Raw genomic sequence first — 15,617 nt, forward strand, 5'->3', positions numbered from 1 at the left:
TCAGACTTATAGCTGAGTTTTTACTTTAATTATTTTTAAATTCCTCTATTTCTTTATCGCTTAATCCAAAATATTTTTCTATAGCATCCACTATTCTTTCAGATGCTTTACCATCTCCATATGGATTAACAGATTTGCTCATTTTTTCGTAAGCTTCTTTATTTCTTATTAAATCGTTAGCTTCTTTAATTATAGTTTCTACATCTGTTCCAACAAGCTTTACAGTTCCTGCTTCTACAGCCTCAGGTCTTTCTGTTACATCTCTTAAAACTAATACAGGTTTTCCTAAGTGAGGAGCTTCTTCTTGTAAGCCTCCTGAATCAGTCATTACCATAAAACACTTATTCATAAGATTATGAGTTTCTTTTGTATCCTGAGGAGTAAGTAGATGAACTCTTTCTTTGTCATTTAGATGTTTATATACCACATCTTTTACAACTGGGTTTAAATGCACTAAGTAAACTAATTCTACATCTTTATTTTCTTCTACTATAGTTTTTAAAGCAGTGCATATATTTTCTATTCCCTCTCCCCAATTTTCTCTTCTATGAGCTGTTATCATTATTACTTTCTTTTTGTTAAAGTCTATGTGATTAAGCTCTTCTGTTTCAAATACATATTCTTCTTTTACTGTATGCTCCATAGCATCTATAACAGTGTTTCCTGTAACATATATATCTTCTTCTTTTACACCTTCTCTTAAAAGATTGTTTTTAGATCCTACCGTTGGAGCAAAGTGTATATCTGCTAAAGCTCCTGTAAGCTTTCTATTCATCTCTTCTGGAAAAGGAAAATATTTATCAAAGGTTCTTAGTCCAGCTTCTACATGCCCAACCTTTATCTGTTTATAAAAAGCTGCAAGTGCTCCACCAAATGTTGTAGTAGTATCACCATGAACTAATATCATATCGGGCTTCTCTTCTTCAAAAACTTCTTCTAAACCTTCTAACACTTTGGTGGTTATTCCTGTTAGAGTTTGCTTACTCTTCATTATGTTTAAGTCATAATCTGTCTTAATATCAAAATAATTTAAAACTTGGTCTAGCATTTCTCTATGTTGTGCTGTTACACATACCTTTGAAATTATGCCTTCTCTTTTTTCTAATTCTTTTACTAATGGTGCCATTTTTATTGCTTCTGGTCTTGTACCAAATATAGTAAATATTTTTATCTTTTTCATGTTTCCTCCATTAGGATTAATATCCTTTAACCTCATAATTTAACGACTCATCATTTTCTATCCACTCATCTACATAGAATATTTTAAATTCATCTTTAGAGTTTCTTATTATTATCTTTTCAATTCCAGAATTAATTATTAATCTTTTGCACATGGAACAAGAATTGGCATCTTTTACATATTCTTTTGTTTTTGAGTCTTTTCCTACTAAATATAAAGTTGCACCTATCATATCTCTTCTAGCTGCACTTATTATAGCATTTGCTTCACTATGTACACTTCTACAGAGCTCGTAATGAGTTCCTCTTGGAACATTTAGTTTTTCTCTAACACATGTTCCTATGTCAAGACAATTCTTTCTTCCTCTAGGTGCTCCAGTATAACCCGTAGATATAATCTCATCATTTTTTACAATTATAGATCCATAGTTTCTTCTTAAACACGTTCCTCTTTCTAAAACGGTTTCTGCTATATCCAGATAATAATTGTATTTATCTCTCCGCTCCATTATCCCACCTCAAAGAATATTTTGATATAATTATAAAATAAATCTGCCTTAATGTAAATAAAGGTTGGATTAACCAACCTCATTTACTTAAATCTATTTTTTTACTTTGTGCCAAATAATCTGTCTCCAGCATCACCTAGACCTGGAACTATGTAGCCATGTTCGTTTAATTTTTCATCTATTGCCCCAACATATATATCTACATCTGGATGTGTTTCTTGTACATATTTGATTCCTTCTGGAGCTGATATTAAACATACAAGTCTAAGGTTTTTAGCTCCTTTTTCTTTAAGTAATGTTAAAGCATCTGCTGCTGATCCACCAGTTGCAAGCATAGGATCTACTACCATTATATCTCTTTCAGCTATATCTTGTGGCAATTTGCAGAAGTATTCTACTGGTTTAAGAGTTTCTTCATCTCTATATAATCCAATGTGTCCAACTTTTGCAGCTGGTATTAATTTCAGCATACCATCAACCATACCAAGACCTGCTCTTAATATAGGAACTATTGCCAATTTCTTTCCTGATAAAACTCTGTGTTTAGTTTTACATATAGGTGTTTCTATTTCAACATATTCTGTTTGAAGATCTCTAGTAACTTCATAAGCCATTAACATTGAAACTTCTTCTACAAGCTCTCTAAAGTCTTTAGCCCCTGTATTTTTATCTCTTATAAGCGCCATCTTGTGGAATATTAATGGGTGGTTTAATTGTGTTAATTTGCTCATTTAAAAATCCTCCTAATATTATCTATAATATTTTTCTTCTATTTTAGTTATTTTGTCTATTCTATTTTGATGTCTATCTCCTTGAAATTCAGAATTTAAGAAGGTATCAACTATATCTATTGCAAGTCCTGGACCAACAACTCTTTCTCCTAATGCTAAAATATTAGCATTATTATGTTCTCTTGTTGCATGTGCACTAAAAGTGTCACTACATAATGCAGCCCTTACTCCTGGAACTTTATTTGCAGCTATACTGATTCCTATACCAGTTCCACATATTAAAATTCCAAAATCGTATTCCTTGCTTACTACAGCTTCTGCTACATTTAAAGCATAATCTGGATAGTCGCAAGATTCCTTAGTAAAGGTTCCATAATCCTTATATTCAATTGATTTACTTTCTAAATAATTGATTATTTCACCTTTTAAATTGTATCCACCATGATCACAGCCAATTGCTATCTTCATCGTTATACACCTCCATATTAAATTTGTGGTAATCTATCCAAAAAAAAGAAGAAAAAGTATCTAAAGAATACCTTCTTCCTCTTTAATTTTTAGCAATAATTTATTTATTAACTTTTCTAATTGAGAATATGTCTTCTCATAAATAGCTAAGTCTCCACCATATGGGTCTATTACATCCCCATTTTCACCTACATACTCACAAAGTGTATAAACTTTTTGAGAACCATAAGTTAGAGCATCTATTAATGCTCTTTTCATTGATGAAGTCATAGTTAGAATTATATGGGCATCATCTAATTCTATATTAGTTAACTGCACTGCTTTTCTATTTGAGAAATCAACTCCTAAATTTGAAAAAATAAGTTCCTTAGAGTTATTAGATGTTTTACTACCAGGAAATACGCTAATTCCAGCAGAATGAGCTATTATATCTTTACTTTTATTCAAATTATTAAATATAGCTTCAGCTATAGGACTTCTGCAAGTGTTTCCTGTACAAACAAAAAGAATCTTTTTCATCAAAACCTCCATTAAACTTCTAAAATATCGTAAGCAGCAGCTTTTTTTAACCTATTCATTATAGCAATTCCTAAATCTTTTTCTTCATATCCTTCTGCGAGGATTATATCTACACCTTTATCATCAAAACTTCTTAAAGCTTCAAAAAGGTTTTTTGCTATCTCATCCAATTTCTTTCTTGACCCTAAAGAAATTATTTCAACCTGATTAGAATAATAGTTAATGTGCTCATCACAAGTCATTACTCCAACCCTTAATTTATTGTCTATATAATTTTGCAACAAATCTTTAATTTTTTCAATAGTTTTTTCTGTATTTCCATTTATTATTTTGATTTTAGCTTTAGGAGCATAGTGTCTGTACTTCATTCCTGGTGCTTTTGGTTTTATATTTTCATTACTTTTTTTCATTATTGCAGGATCTATATATATTCTTTCATCTATCTCTTTAAGCATTTCCAAAGTAATTCCACCTGGTCTTAAAATACAAGGAGGATCTACACTTAAATCTAATATTGTAGATTCTACACCTACATCGCTTCTACTTCCGCCTAATATGTATTCAATTTTTCCCTCTAAGTCTTCAATACATCTTTCTACATCTGTAGGGCTTGGTCTACCTGAAATATTAGCTGATGGTGCTGCTATTGGTGTACCTGAACTTTCTATTAACTTTAAAGCAATCTCATTACTAGGCATCCTCACTCCTATTGTATCTAAATTGGCAGAAGTCACATCAGGTATTATATCCTTTTTATTAAATATTAAAGTTAATGGTCCTGGCCAAAACCTATCCATAATTTTATTTGCAATACTTGGAATTTCCTGAACTAGGCTTTCAAGATTCTTGTTAGCTACATGAATTATAAGAGGATTATCTTGAGGTCTTCCTTTTGCTTCAAATATCTTTTTTACTGCTAGTGGATTTAACGCGTCAGCTCCCAATCCATAAACTGTTTCTGTAGGAAATGCAACAACTCCTCCCTCTTTAATTACACTTGCTGCCTCTTCTATGTCTTTAATATTTTTGTGTATATCTTTAATTATAGAAATTTTAGTGTCCATACGATTCTCCTTAAATCTCTTTTTGACCTCTAGCTATTTTTATGTTCTCTATAGCATCAAGTGTATATGTAGCTTTAACACAATTTTTAAAAATAATATCTAATAAGTTATACTTTACTAAAGAACCTTTTCTAATAATTAGAAAATAAAACATATTCTCTGGATCTAATTTTTTTATTTTTATGTATTCTTCATTTACCATCGGATACTTTTTTAGAAATCCTTGAGTTATAGGTTTATAACTTTTATTTTTAAATCTTACTGTTGATATTATTATTATTTCCATATCATCTTTTGATTTTTCTGTGTGAACTAATTGTACTTTATCGCACAATATCAGCAATTCTTTTGAAAATAATCCACACTTATATTTCAATTTATTGTTATGGCAGCTAAACTCAATTTTCTCCCAGTTAACTTTATGTATTAATGCCAGTAATATAAGGGCTTCTATAAAAACTAAATATGCTATAAAAAATGCTTGAGTCATATCTGTTAACAAAACTATAATAGGCAGTAATATAAAAATAAATATCATTAGAATTTTGAATCTTTTAGAGGACTTTTTTTGTTTTTTAATGGCCTTTGATATATTCATAAACTACCTCCTTTAGGATTAACAGTTATATAATTTTATATGTTATCCGATGTCTAGCCACTGTAACAGTGGCTAGACACTAGATAAGTTCAACTAAGATTCAGATGAGGAGAAAACCTCGACTGAATCAAGTTTCACTTGATAAAAAAACTCAGCATAGCTGAGTTTTTTATGTTAAGGATTTAGTTGACTTATATGAATTAATAGCTATCATTATTTCCCATTAACTTCATTTTCTCTGCTTGATCTGCTGTTATTAGAGAGTTTATCATTTCAGTTAAATCTCCATCCATAAAGGCATCTAGCTTATATAGAGTTAATCCTATTCTATGGTCTGTTATTCTACCTTGTGGATAGTTGTATGTTCTAATTCTTTCAGATCTATCCCCTGTTCCAACTTGGCTCTTTCTATCTTCTGCTATTCCAGCTGTTCTTTCTGCCTCTGCTATTTCAAATAATCTAGATCTTAATATCTTCATAGCTTTTTCTTTATTTTTAAGCTGTGACTTTTCATCTTGACAAGCAACTACAAGTCCAGATGGAATATGTGTTATTCTTACAGCTGAGTCTGTTGTATTTACCGATTGACCCCCATTACCTGAAGATCTATAAACATCTATTCTTAAGTCTTTTTCACTTATTTCAACTTCAACATCATCAACTTCTGGAAGAACTGCTACAGTAGCTGTTGAAGTGTGTATTCTTCCTGATGATTCTGTATCTGGAACTCTTTGTACTCTGTGTACTCCACTTTCATACTTAAGTTTAGAGTAAGCTCCATCTCCCTTAATCATAAATACAACTTCTTTAAACCCACCAATGTCTGTTTCATTTACACTCATAAGTTCTACTTTCCATCTTTGAGTTTCTGCATATCTTGTGTACATTCTAAAAAGATTATAACCAAATAGAGCTGCTTCTTCTCCACCTGCTCCCCCTCTTATTTCCACAAATACGTTTTTATCATCATTTGGGTCTTTAGGAAGTAATAAAATTTGAATTTCATTAGCTAGAATTTCTTCTCTTTCTGTTAATTCTCTTATTTCTTCTTGAATCATTTCTTTCATTTCTTTGTCATTTTCAGAACCAAGCATTTCTTTGTTTACTTCTAGGTCTTCAGTTGCAGCTTTATATTCTCTATATTTATTAACTATTATCTCTAAATCAGCATGTTCCTTACAAAGTTTTCTCCATTCATTTTGGTTTGCCATAATAGATGGATCACTTATTTTTACTGATAACTCATCATATTTATTCTCTATAAAATTTAATCTGTCTAGTAACATTATTATCACTCCGTACAATTATTTTTAAACTAATCTATAGTATAATTTTTCACATCTAATTATTATATCATAATTGATTATTTCTAATCAACTTTTCTTGTTCCAATTACTATTCTATCTAAGTTAACCATATCTTTTTTAACATATACATCAGTATATCCGTTAGATTCCATTATTTTTTTAACCTCTTCTCCTTGATCATGACCAATTTCAAAAGCTAATATACCGTCTTTCTTTAAAACCTTGACACTGTCTTCTACTATCTTTCTATAAAAGTCCAAACCATCATCCCCGCCATCTAAAGCTACCATAGGCTCATAATTTTTAACATCGTCCATCAATGTATCTATTACTTCTTTTTTAATATATGGTGGATTGGAAACTATAATATCATATTCCTCGTTATTACTTATAGGCTTATCTAACAAATCTGAATGTATAAATCTAACTTTACTCTCCAAAGAAAATTTTTCTATATTTATATTAGTAACTTCTTCTGGTACTTTCTCAATATCTATACAATCTACACTTACATTATTTCTTAAATTTGCTAATGATATACCTATAGCTCCACTACCTGTACATAAATCACATATCTTATATTCTTTATCTACCTTAATAATATCTAGTAGTTCATGTACTAGTATTTCAGTATCTCCTCTAGGAACAAGAACTCCTTCTTTAATATAAAACTCCATTCCCATAAACTCAGCTGAATTAGTAATATATTTTAAAGGTTTTTTCTTTCTTCTTTCTTCTATATAAGTGTTCATTAAAATTTCTTGCTCTTTTGAAATTAGCTCTTCTTTATGTGTAATTATATATAATCTATCTTTACCAATAACTTTTGCTAATAAAAGCTGTGCATCAATAATATAGCTATCTATATCTGCTGTCTTAAGTATTTCTGTAGACTTACCAAGTAATTCTCCAATACTTATTTCTGTTGGCTTTATTCCTTCTGCTTCTTTTAACGCTCTTATAGCAACCTCTATTTGATCATCATCTGGTTCCTTTGTTGTTAATAGTTGTAGTTTTAATCCCGGAGTTGCTACTATTCTCGAAATTACTCCTTCGTTTCTACCTAGCCACTTTATTAACTCATAAGTTATCCCAGTAATTAGAGGCAATAATACTATTCTTAAAATTAACCTTTCGCCTACTGAACTAAAACTAGTAAATGAAAATACTATTATACTTATAAACATTATTAAAAATATGAAATTTGTTCCACATCTAGGATGAAGCCTTGTATGTTTTTTTACATTTTCAACTGTCAACTCATCGTTGCTAGCATAACATGATATTGTTTTATGCTCTGCTCCATGATATTGATATAGCCTTTTTATATCCTCAAGTCTTCCCACCCCTACCATGTAAGAGATAAGTATAATTATTCTAATAACTGCTTCTATTATGTTTAAAACAATTGATGATGTTGTTATCCCTCTAAATAGGGAAGCTATAAAAGTGGGGATTAATACAAAAAGACCCATTGCCATAGCAAAAGATATAGCTAAGCTTATGTATATCAATATATCATTGCTTTTCTCACCAAACTTTTTATTAAACCATTCATCAAATTTAGACGGTTCATCATCTTCGTCAAAAAAGCTAGCCGAGTAATTTAATGACTTTACTCCTAATAACAATGAATCTATAAAAACAAAAAAACCTCTTATAAAAGGTATGTTTAATATTGAGTACTTCTTTGTTATAGGAACTTCTTTTGAAAACTCTACCTCAATTTTTCCACTAGGAGTTCGTACTGCTGTAGCTGTTCCCTTAGTGCCTCTCATCATTACTCCTTCTATTACTGCTTGGCCTCCTACATCTTCCTTTTTCATACAATCATTCCTTTAAATAATTATTTTTTTCTTCCTTTTTGTATTTTAAGTAACATTCTCCACATAATGACTCATATTCTACATTATCTATATTGTCTATTGCTATTTGCTCTCCTTCGAAAACATATCTATCATTTATTTTTCTTCCATTTAATATAGCTTTTTTACCACATTTACATATAGTTTTCATCTCTTCTATTGAGTGAGCAATTAATAGTAATCTTTCACTTCCTTCAAAACCATTCATCAAAAAATCTGTTCTTAATCCATAACATATTACAGGTATATTCATAGTAACAGCTACTTCAAAAAGACCATCTATATGTTCCTTTTTTAAAAACTGAACTTCATCTACTAAAATACAATGAATTTCTCCGTTTGTTTTTTTCTCTTCTTCTAATAAAGTACAGATATTATCTTCATCAGCTATCATTAAATCTACTTTTCTTTCAACACCTAATCTTGATAGAAGTTTTTCACCTGCTTTTTTATCTTTTGAGGGTTTTAATATCAGAACTCTCATACCTCTTTCTTCATAATTATGTGCCACCTGCATTAAGTGAGTAGATTTCCCTGAGTTCATAGCACCATATCTAAAATAAAGCTTGCTCATCCCTATACTTCCTCTCATTTCTTTCGTTCTTTTTCGATTATATCACACCTTTAACTTCTATAAAAACATATTTTACGGTTATTACTTTAAGTTTTATTGACAACTCCTACCTATCATGATATATTCTAATAGTTACATTAGGTTACGTGTTATAATTTACTTAATTTGAAAGAGGTGAATATAATGAGAGAAGGCATACATCCAGAATACACTCATGAAGCAGTTGTTAAGTGTGCATGTGGAAATACTTTTACAACAGGTTCTGTTAAACCAGAATTAAAAGTAGAAATATGCTCTAAATGTCATCCATTCTTCACTGGAAAACAAAAAATTGTTGACGTTGGCGGAAGAGTTGATAAATTTAATAAGAGATTCAATCTTAACAAGTAATTTAATTTATCTAGATTTTAATTTCTAGATAGGTTCAGATATGATTCAGGTGGAGTTTTTTCTCCACCTTGAATTATGTTTAATTTAAGGTGGGGAAGACAGGTTCTTTCCCACCTTAAATTTATAAAAACTATTTCTACCTTTTATTATTTACTTTAATTTAAAAAATGTTAAACTATTTATAGAAACGTTACCATCTAGAAAAGTGAGTGAATTGAATGAGAAAAATACTAATTTTAACAACATCCACAGGTCAAGGTCATAATCAAGCAGCTAATTCTTTAAAGGAAGTCTTTAACTCAAGAGGATTTGATGTTGAAACTTATGATTTTTTAAGAAGTAATTCAACTTTTTTAAATAGCACCATTACAAAAGGTTATGAATTTTTAGCATCTACAATTCCCGACCTTTATGGCTTTCTTTATAAAGTTACAGATAAAAAGTACACTAATACATTATTAAAATATGTATTTTGGAATACTGAAAAAAAGCTATATAATTATATTCTTGATACAAAACCAGATTTAATAATAGGTACTCATCCTTTATCTGTAAATATCGTAACTCACTTAAAGAGAAAAAATTTAATTAATATACCTTTTATATCGATAATTACCGATTTTATGGTTCATTATTCTTATATAGATAAATATACTGACAGTTATATAACTGCCAATGAATATACAAAAGAGTATTTATATGCAAGAGGTATTGATAAAGATATAATATATCCTTATGGAATACCTATAAATCCTATATTTTATAATAAAGATATTAGTATTTTAGAAACAAGGGACTCAGAATATTTTAATATCTTGTTGATGGGGGGAAGCATGGGGCTAGACAGTATTTCCCATGTTCTCAAGGAACTTATCAAAAATAAAAACAAACTTAGAATTACAGTGATATGCGGAAACAATACTCATCTAAAATCAAAACTGTTAAGTGAGTACTCTTCAAAAAGCATACCTAATAAAAAACTTCATATTTTAGGCTTTACTAAAGATGTATCTTCAATTATGGATTATTGTGACTTAGTAATCTCAAAACCTGGAGGTCTTACTGTTACTGAATCTTTAGCAAAACAGTTGCCTATTATGATACCTTTTGCAATACCTGGACAAGAAGTTCAGAATACATCTTTTTTAACTAAAGCAGGTTGCGCATTATATGTGAAAAACATACGAGACATAAACTCAGATATTAATTTACTTATAGAAAATCCCGATATATTAAACAACATGAAGAATAATATAGCTAAAATAAAAAAACCACAATCAATAGAAAATATCTGTTCTCTTAGTGAAAAGCTAATAGATAACAAAAACACTAGAAATTAATTTCTAGTGTTTTTGTTATCTAAATCGCTTTTTTGGAATACAGCCATAAACTCTTTGTTATTTTTTGTTTTAGATAATATATTTATAAGCTTCTCAGCTATACTTTCTATATTGCCATCTCTATACATAACTCTTCTAATTGTGAACGCAACTTCTTTTTCTTCTGGAGTTAAAAGTAAATCTTCTTTTCTAGTTCCAGATTTATATATATCTATAGCTGGGAATATTCTTCTTTCTTGAAGCCTTCTATCTAAATGAACTTCCATATTACCAGTTCCCTTAAATTCTTCAAATATCATATCATCCATTCTACTTCCCGTTTCAATTAAAGCGGTTGCTAATATAGTAAGACTTCCTCCCTCTTCTATATTTCTTGCAGCCCCAAAAAATTTCTTAGGCATTATTAACGCCCCCGGGTCTAGTCCACCTGATAAAGTTCTTCCTGTAGGATTTATAGTTAAGTTATACGCTCTCGCAAGCCTAGTTATGCTATCTAATAATATAACTACATCCTGACCTTGTTCCACCATTCTTTTGGCTCTTTCTAAAACCATTTGTGCAACCTTAGCATGATTTTGAGGTTCTTCGTCAAAAGTTGAGTATATAACCTCTCCATTAATACTTCTTTGCATATCTGTTACTTCTTCTGGTCTTTCATCAATTAGTAATACTATTAGTTTAACATCAGGATAATTACCTGATATATTCTGAGCTACTTTTTTAAGAAGTGTTGTTTTACCAGCCTTAGGAGGAGCTACAATGATTCCTCTTTGTCCCTTTCCAACTGGTGAGATAATATCCATAAGCCTTGAACTTAAATCATTTGGGTTACCAGTCTCCAATCTAAGCCTTTCCTTAGGATATATAGGTGTTAATGTTTCAAAAGACTTTCTACCAACAGCCTTGTCAGGATTATCTCCGTTTACCTTCTCTACATATATTAAAGCTCTGAATTTTTCACCTTCTTTAGGTTCTCTCACTTTACCTTCTACCTGATCCCCTGTCCTAAGATTAAATCTTCTTATTTGAGATGGAGATATATATATGTCGTTATCACCAGTTAAATAATTTCTACATCTTAAAAAACCAAAGTTATTATTTTCTAATATCTCTAGAACACCTTTATCGCTAGCAGCTTCTCCAATATTATCTCTTGGCCTTTCTCTTCTTTCTGTAACCTGAGGTTCTCTCACCTGATTAGCCCTAAATGTACTATTAGTTTTCACTTCTTCTTTTACGACTTCTGTTTCACTTACTTTAGGAGTAATCTTTTCTCTTAAAATAACTCCATCCTTTTCTATTAAGTTTGGAGAATTTAATAGAATATCTTCTATTATTTCATTTTTCTTTTTTTTAGACAAATTTTTTATACCTAACTCTTTAGCTATTTCCTTTAGCTCAATAAGAGTCATACTTTCATATTTTTCTTTTGACAACATTGCACCTCCGCATTTTTCTATCTTAAAAGGGGATTTTTTTAGAGAAGTATCTCTAATAATAAAGGCGTGAATTTATAAGCTGAGACTTTTATCTTATTATTATACCACTTTTTTGTATTTTTAATCCAATAAGAAAACGAGTAAAGTTAAACTTTACTCGTTTAATATATCATTTATATTATGAGTTAATTTCTGTACATTTTCAAGCATTTTCTTGTTATTTTACTTTTTGCCCTCATTTACAGATGCTTTTATAAAATCTTTAAACAAAGGATGTGGTCTATTAGGTCTTGATTTCAATTCTGGATGGAACTGTACAGCTACAAACCACGGATGATCCTTAACCTCAACAACCTCTACTAATCTTCCATCTGGGCTAGTTCCTGCTAAAGTCATTCCAGCATCAATTATAGCCTTCTTATATTCATTGTTGAATTCATATCTATGTCTGTGTCTTTCATATATTAAATCTGAGTTATAAGCTTCTTTAGAGAATGAATCCATTTCTAACTTACATGGATATAAACCCAATCTCATAGTTCCACCTAGATCTTCTATATCTTTTTGGTCTGGCATTAAATCAATAACAGGATATTGAGTTTCTGGATCTATCTCAGATGAATTAGCATCTTTATATCCTAAAACATTTCTAGCAAATTCTATAACTGCACATTGCATACCTAGACATATACCTAAAAATGGTTTTTTATTTTCTCTAGCCCATTGTATAGCTTTTATCTTTCCTTCTATTCCTCTATCACCAAAACCACCTGGTACTAATACTCCATCTACATCTTTTAATTGGCTTTCAATATTTTCATCATTTAAATCCACAGCATTTATCCACTTAATCTCCACATCTGCATCATTTGCGTACCCACCATGACTTAATGCTTCTACTACAGATATATATGCATCATGTAACTCTACGTATTTTCCCACAAGTGCTATCTTCACTTTTTTAGATAGATTTTTAATATTATTAACCATAGATACCCATTCACTGTTATCTATTTCATTAGGTACAATATTTAGTTTCTCACATACTAAAGTGTCTAATCCTTCTTCATACATCATTAGAGGAACTTCATATAAGTTTTCAGCATCTAAATTTTGTATAACACTTCTTCCATCTATGTTACAGAAAAGACCTATTTTCTTCTTAAGATCTTCAGATATCTCTTTTTCTGATCTACATACTATTATATCAGGCTGAATACCTATACTTCTTAACTCTTTAACAGAATGTTGAGTAGGCTTTGTTTTAAGTTCTCCAGCCTTACCTAAATATGGAACTAAAGTTACATGTATGAAACATACATTTTCTCTACCTACATCATATTTGATTTGTCTTATTGCTTCCAAAAATGGTTGAGACTCAATATCTCCAACTGTTCCACCAATTTCTGTTATTACAACATCAACATCTCTTTCTTTTGAAACTCTATGTATTCTATTTTTTATCTCATTAGTTATATGTGGTATAACTTGAACAGTACCTCCAAGATACTCCCCTTTTCTTTCTTTAGATATAACTGACCAGTATACTCTACCTGTAGTAACATTAGAGCTTTGTGATAGGTTTTCATCTATAAATCTTTCATAATGACCTAAATCTAAGTCTGTTTCTGCACCATCATCAGTTACAAAAACTTCCCCATGTTGATATGGACTCATTGTTCCTGGATCCACGTTTAAATATGGATCAAATTTTTGAATTACAACCTTTAATCCTCTATTTTTTAACAATCTTCCTAATGAAGCTGCGGTTATTCCTTTACCTAATGATGAAACTACACCACCAGTTACGAATACATATTTAGTAGCCATAAAAAATAATTCCTCCTATTTTAATAAATATATATTGACAGTAATTACTCTTAGTGATAAAATAAAAATTACCCTTCAATAAAATGGGTTTACTATGTTTATTAACAACATAAAATATATATTAACATAAACTGATGTCCTAATCCAGTGTTTTTTTTATTTTTTAAATTATTTTATTAATAATCCCATCAATTTGAAAATATTTCTCCCTAAAGTTCTTACTTATAAGTATCTTCTCTTCTGCTCTCTTTAAATTATTATTAATACTTCTATCTTTTATACCTAATAACTCTTTAACTCTCTCATCGTTTATATTCCCATACTTTTTTAATATGAGAAGAAGTAAATATCTATTTTCTCTCTTTTTAATAAAGGCCATGAGATTATCCTTATTTAATCCATTTACCTTACAAAAATATTCAATTATGTTCGATAATCTATCTTCGATATTATACATTCTTCCACCTCTATACTTTGTTCTTATATTATCATTCTTACCTATTATTGCTATAATTATAATCAACATTTATTATTCGAGAAAAAATAAAAACTCGGCTATACCGAGTTTTTAATAATATATAATTAATTAGCTGTTGAATTTATTTTTATTTTTAATTGAGTCTCCTGTGGTGGTTGACCAGATATACTTAAATTATAATCAATCTGAACTTCGCCACCATCATCACTCATATCAATTTTTAAATTCTTAGTATTTATTTTCAGTTCTAACATTCCGTAAGGCGTGTTATATAAGGTAATATAGTTATTATTTTTTTTGAAATCCATCTTAGTAGTAGTAGTTCCTTCTCGTTCTAAAGAAATTTCATTCCCAAAAATTTTTAACTTAGTAGTGGTTCCTTCCATTCCAGATATCTCTGTTTCTTCATATATAGCTTCATAGCCATCATTGTTTATATAAAATTCACCTGGAGTTACAACCTCTATTACATCATCATCTTCATAATTTTGATTTGATATTATTGATATTATTGCTTTCTTTTTCACAAAACCAGCCTCCTTATAAAGTATAAAACTCAAATCTCTAGCGTCTCGCTGGCTTAATTTACATTAAACTCCTAGCTTTTTGCTAATTAATTTTATATCTTTATTTTAAGTATTTTGTAAACTTTAATCAATATATTTATTTATCTATCAAATCTTTTATAATTTCAACTATTTTAAATTTTATTTTTATCTTATTCTTGTCATTTTTATTAGATATTTCAGTATATTCATCATCATCTAAAACTCTTTTCATTGTCTCCTCAGTTTCTTTATCTGAGACTTGTCCCTTAGTAACATCTACGAAACATAGTGGAGGAAACATTACACACCACCAATTCTTACCTTGTCCACTTCCTATTATTACTCTATAAGCTTCATATTCGCCTTGAGGCAATGTTATATTTCCATAATTTTTTTCCGGAAAATTTTCTCTATCTAAAGTTGAATTGACAGTATAGTTGTATCCATTTTCCTTTATGGTTTTCTCAGCTATTTTAAGTATTTGCTTGTTGTTATTACGCAAAATGTCTCTTGATTCATCTATTGATTTAGAATCTTTTAATTTTGGGAAAATATAATTTATTATATTATCCTTAACCTTAATTTTCAGCTGTTGATCAGCCTCTTCATCACTGTTAGCTATAACATGGAACCTAATTAATTTTTCACTTATATCCTTAACAATTTCTTCATCAGACTTTACCTGTTTCGCACCAACAAAAAAATATAAATTAACTATTGCTATTATCCCTAATAAAAAACAAAATATTTTTTTCATTCTATCAACCTCCTGTATCTT

At 29.7% G+C, this 15,617-nt stretch carries 17 protein-coding genes; 2 read left to right on the top strand and 15 right to left on the bottom strand.

All coding sequences use genetic code 11. The features are described 5' to 3' along the window. Nucleotides 1-25 precede the first annotated feature (25 nt). From wecB to P8F83_RS14360, 10 genes are all read right to left on the bottom strand, one after another. The gene (wecB, locus tag P8F83_RS14315; RefSeq protein ID WP_326511680.1) at nt 26-1,180 is read right to left on the bottom strand and encodes a non-hydrolyzing UDP-N-acetylglucosamine 2-epimerase; all 1,155 of its coding nucleotides are present in this window, start codon (nt 1,178-1,180) and stop codon (nt 26-28) included. A gap of 16 nt (nt 1,181-1,196) precedes the next feature. Beyond that, nucleotides 1,197-1,688 carry a dCMP deaminase family protein gene (locus P8F83_RS14320; protein WP_021800475.1) on the bottom strand — a complete coding sequence of 164 codons (492 nt, stop codon included), beginning with the start codon at nt 1,686-1,688 and terminating at the stop codon, nt 1,197-1,199. Between the two features lie 101 nt (nt 1,689-1,789). Further along, on the bottom strand, nt 1,790-2,419 hold the full coding sequence (gene upp / locus P8F83_RS14325) for a uracil phosphoribosyltransferase (protein WP_238906079.1): 630 nt from the start codon (nt 2,417-2,419) through the stop codon (nt 1,790-1,792). A gap of 18 nt (nt 2,420-2,437) precedes the next feature. Further along, nucleotides 2,438-2,887 carry a ribose 5-phosphate isomerase B gene (gene rpiB / locus P8F83_RS14330; RefSeq protein WP_021800473.1) on the bottom strand — a complete coding sequence of 150 codons (450 nt, stop codon included), beginning with the start codon at nt 2,885-2,887 and terminating at the stop codon, nt 2,438-2,440. A 60-nt stretch (nt 2,888-2,947) separates the two neighbouring features. Further along, nucleotides 2,948-3,406, bottom strand: coding sequence for a low molecular weight protein arginine phosphatase (locus tag P8F83_RS14335; RefSeq protein WP_326511681.1), 459 nt, complete (start codon nt 3,404-3,406; stop codon nt 2,948-2,950). A gap of 11 nt (nt 3,407-3,417) precedes the next feature. Continuing rightward, entirely contained in the window at nt 3,418-4,470 is a 1,053-nt protein-coding gene (locus P8F83_RS14340; protein ID WP_326511682.1) for an L-threonylcarbamoyladenylate synthase, read from the bottom strand. Between the two features lie 10 nt (nt 4,471-4,480). After that, nucleotides 4,481-5,068: a hypothetical protein gene (locus P8F83_RS14345; RefSeq protein WP_073022516.1), complete on the bottom strand. Its 588-nt coding sequence runs from the start codon at nt 5,066-5,068 to the stop codon at nt 4,481-4,483. A gap of 200 nt (nt 5,069-5,268) precedes the next feature. Then, nucleotides 5,269-6,354, bottom strand: a complete 1,086-nt coding sequence (prfA, locus tag P8F83_RS14350; protein WP_073022517.1) for a peptide chain release factor 1 — start codon at nt 6,352-6,354, stop codon at nt 5,269-5,271. An 83-nt stretch (nt 6,355-6,437) separates the two neighbouring features. After that, on the bottom strand, nt 6,438-8,201 hold the full coding sequence (prmC, locus tag P8F83_RS14355) for a peptide chain release factor N(5)-glutamine methyltransferase (RefSeq protein ID WP_326511683.1): 1,764 nt from the start codon (nt 8,199-8,201) through the stop codon (nt 6,438-6,440). Nucleotides 8,202-8,205: 4 nt separating this feature from the next. Then, the gene (locus P8F83_RS14360; RefSeq protein WP_326511684.1) at nt 8,206-8,814 is read right to left on the bottom strand and encodes a thymidine kinase; all 609 of its coding nucleotides are present in this window, start codon (nt 8,812-8,814) and stop codon (nt 8,206-8,208) included. Nucleotides 8,815-8,997: 183 nt separating this feature from the next. Between P8F83_RS14360 and rpmE the strand changes: the two genes are divergently transcribed. Together rpmE and P8F83_RS14370 are read left to right on the top strand one after the other, a co-directional pair. After that, nucleotides 8,998-9,204, top strand: a complete 207-nt coding sequence (rpmE, locus tag P8F83_RS14365; protein ID WP_021800466.1) for a 50S ribosomal protein L31 — start codon at nt 8,998-9,000, stop codon at nt 9,202-9,204. A 218-nt stretch (nt 9,205-9,422) separates the two neighbouring features. Continuing rightward, nucleotides 9,423-10,544, top strand: coding sequence for an MGDG synthase family glycosyltransferase (locus P8F83_RS14370; protein WP_315112323.1), 1,122 nt, complete (start codon nt 9,423-9,425; stop codon nt 10,542-10,544). Here the strand turns inward: P8F83_RS14370 and rho are convergent. The 5 genes from rho to spoIIR form a co-directional block, all read right to left on the bottom strand. Further along, nucleotides 10,541-11,980: a transcription termination factor Rho gene (gene rho, locus P8F83_RS14375; RefSeq protein ID WP_326511685.1), complete on the bottom strand. Its 1,440-nt coding sequence runs from the start codon at nt 11,978-11,980 to the stop codon at nt 10,541-10,543. The genes P8F83_RS14370 and rho overlap by 4 nt on opposite strands. A gap of 225 nt (nt 11,981-12,205) precedes the next feature. Further along, complete coding sequence (locus tag P8F83_RS14380; protein ID WP_073022522.1) at nt 12,206-13,813, bottom strand: CTP synthase; 1,608 nt, start codon at nt 13,811-13,813, stop codon at nt 12,206-12,208. A gap of 163 nt (nt 13,814-13,976) precedes the next feature. After that, entirely contained in the window at nt 13,977-14,339 is a 363-nt protein-coding gene (locus P8F83_RS14385) for a hypothetical protein (RefSeq protein ID WP_326511686.1), read from the bottom strand. 56 nt (nt 14,340-14,395) lie between these two features. Next, nucleotides 14,396-14,818, bottom strand: coding sequence for a YwiB family protein (locus P8F83_RS14390; RefSeq protein ID WP_021800461.1), 423 nt, complete (start codon nt 14,816-14,818; stop codon nt 14,396-14,398). Nucleotides 14,819-14,954: 136 nt separating this feature from the next. After that, complete coding sequence (gene spoIIR / locus P8F83_RS14395) at nt 14,955-15,596, bottom strand: stage II sporulation protein R (protein WP_315112315.1); 642 nt, start codon at nt 15,594-15,596, stop codon at nt 14,955-14,957. Between the last annotated feature and the right edge of the window lie 21 nt (nt 15,597-15,617).

The organism is Clostridium intestinale, from assembly GCF_035905475.1.
Taxonomy (GTDB): Bacteria; Bacillota; Clostridia; order Clostridiales; family Clostridiaceae; genus Clostridium_T; species Clostridium_T intestinale.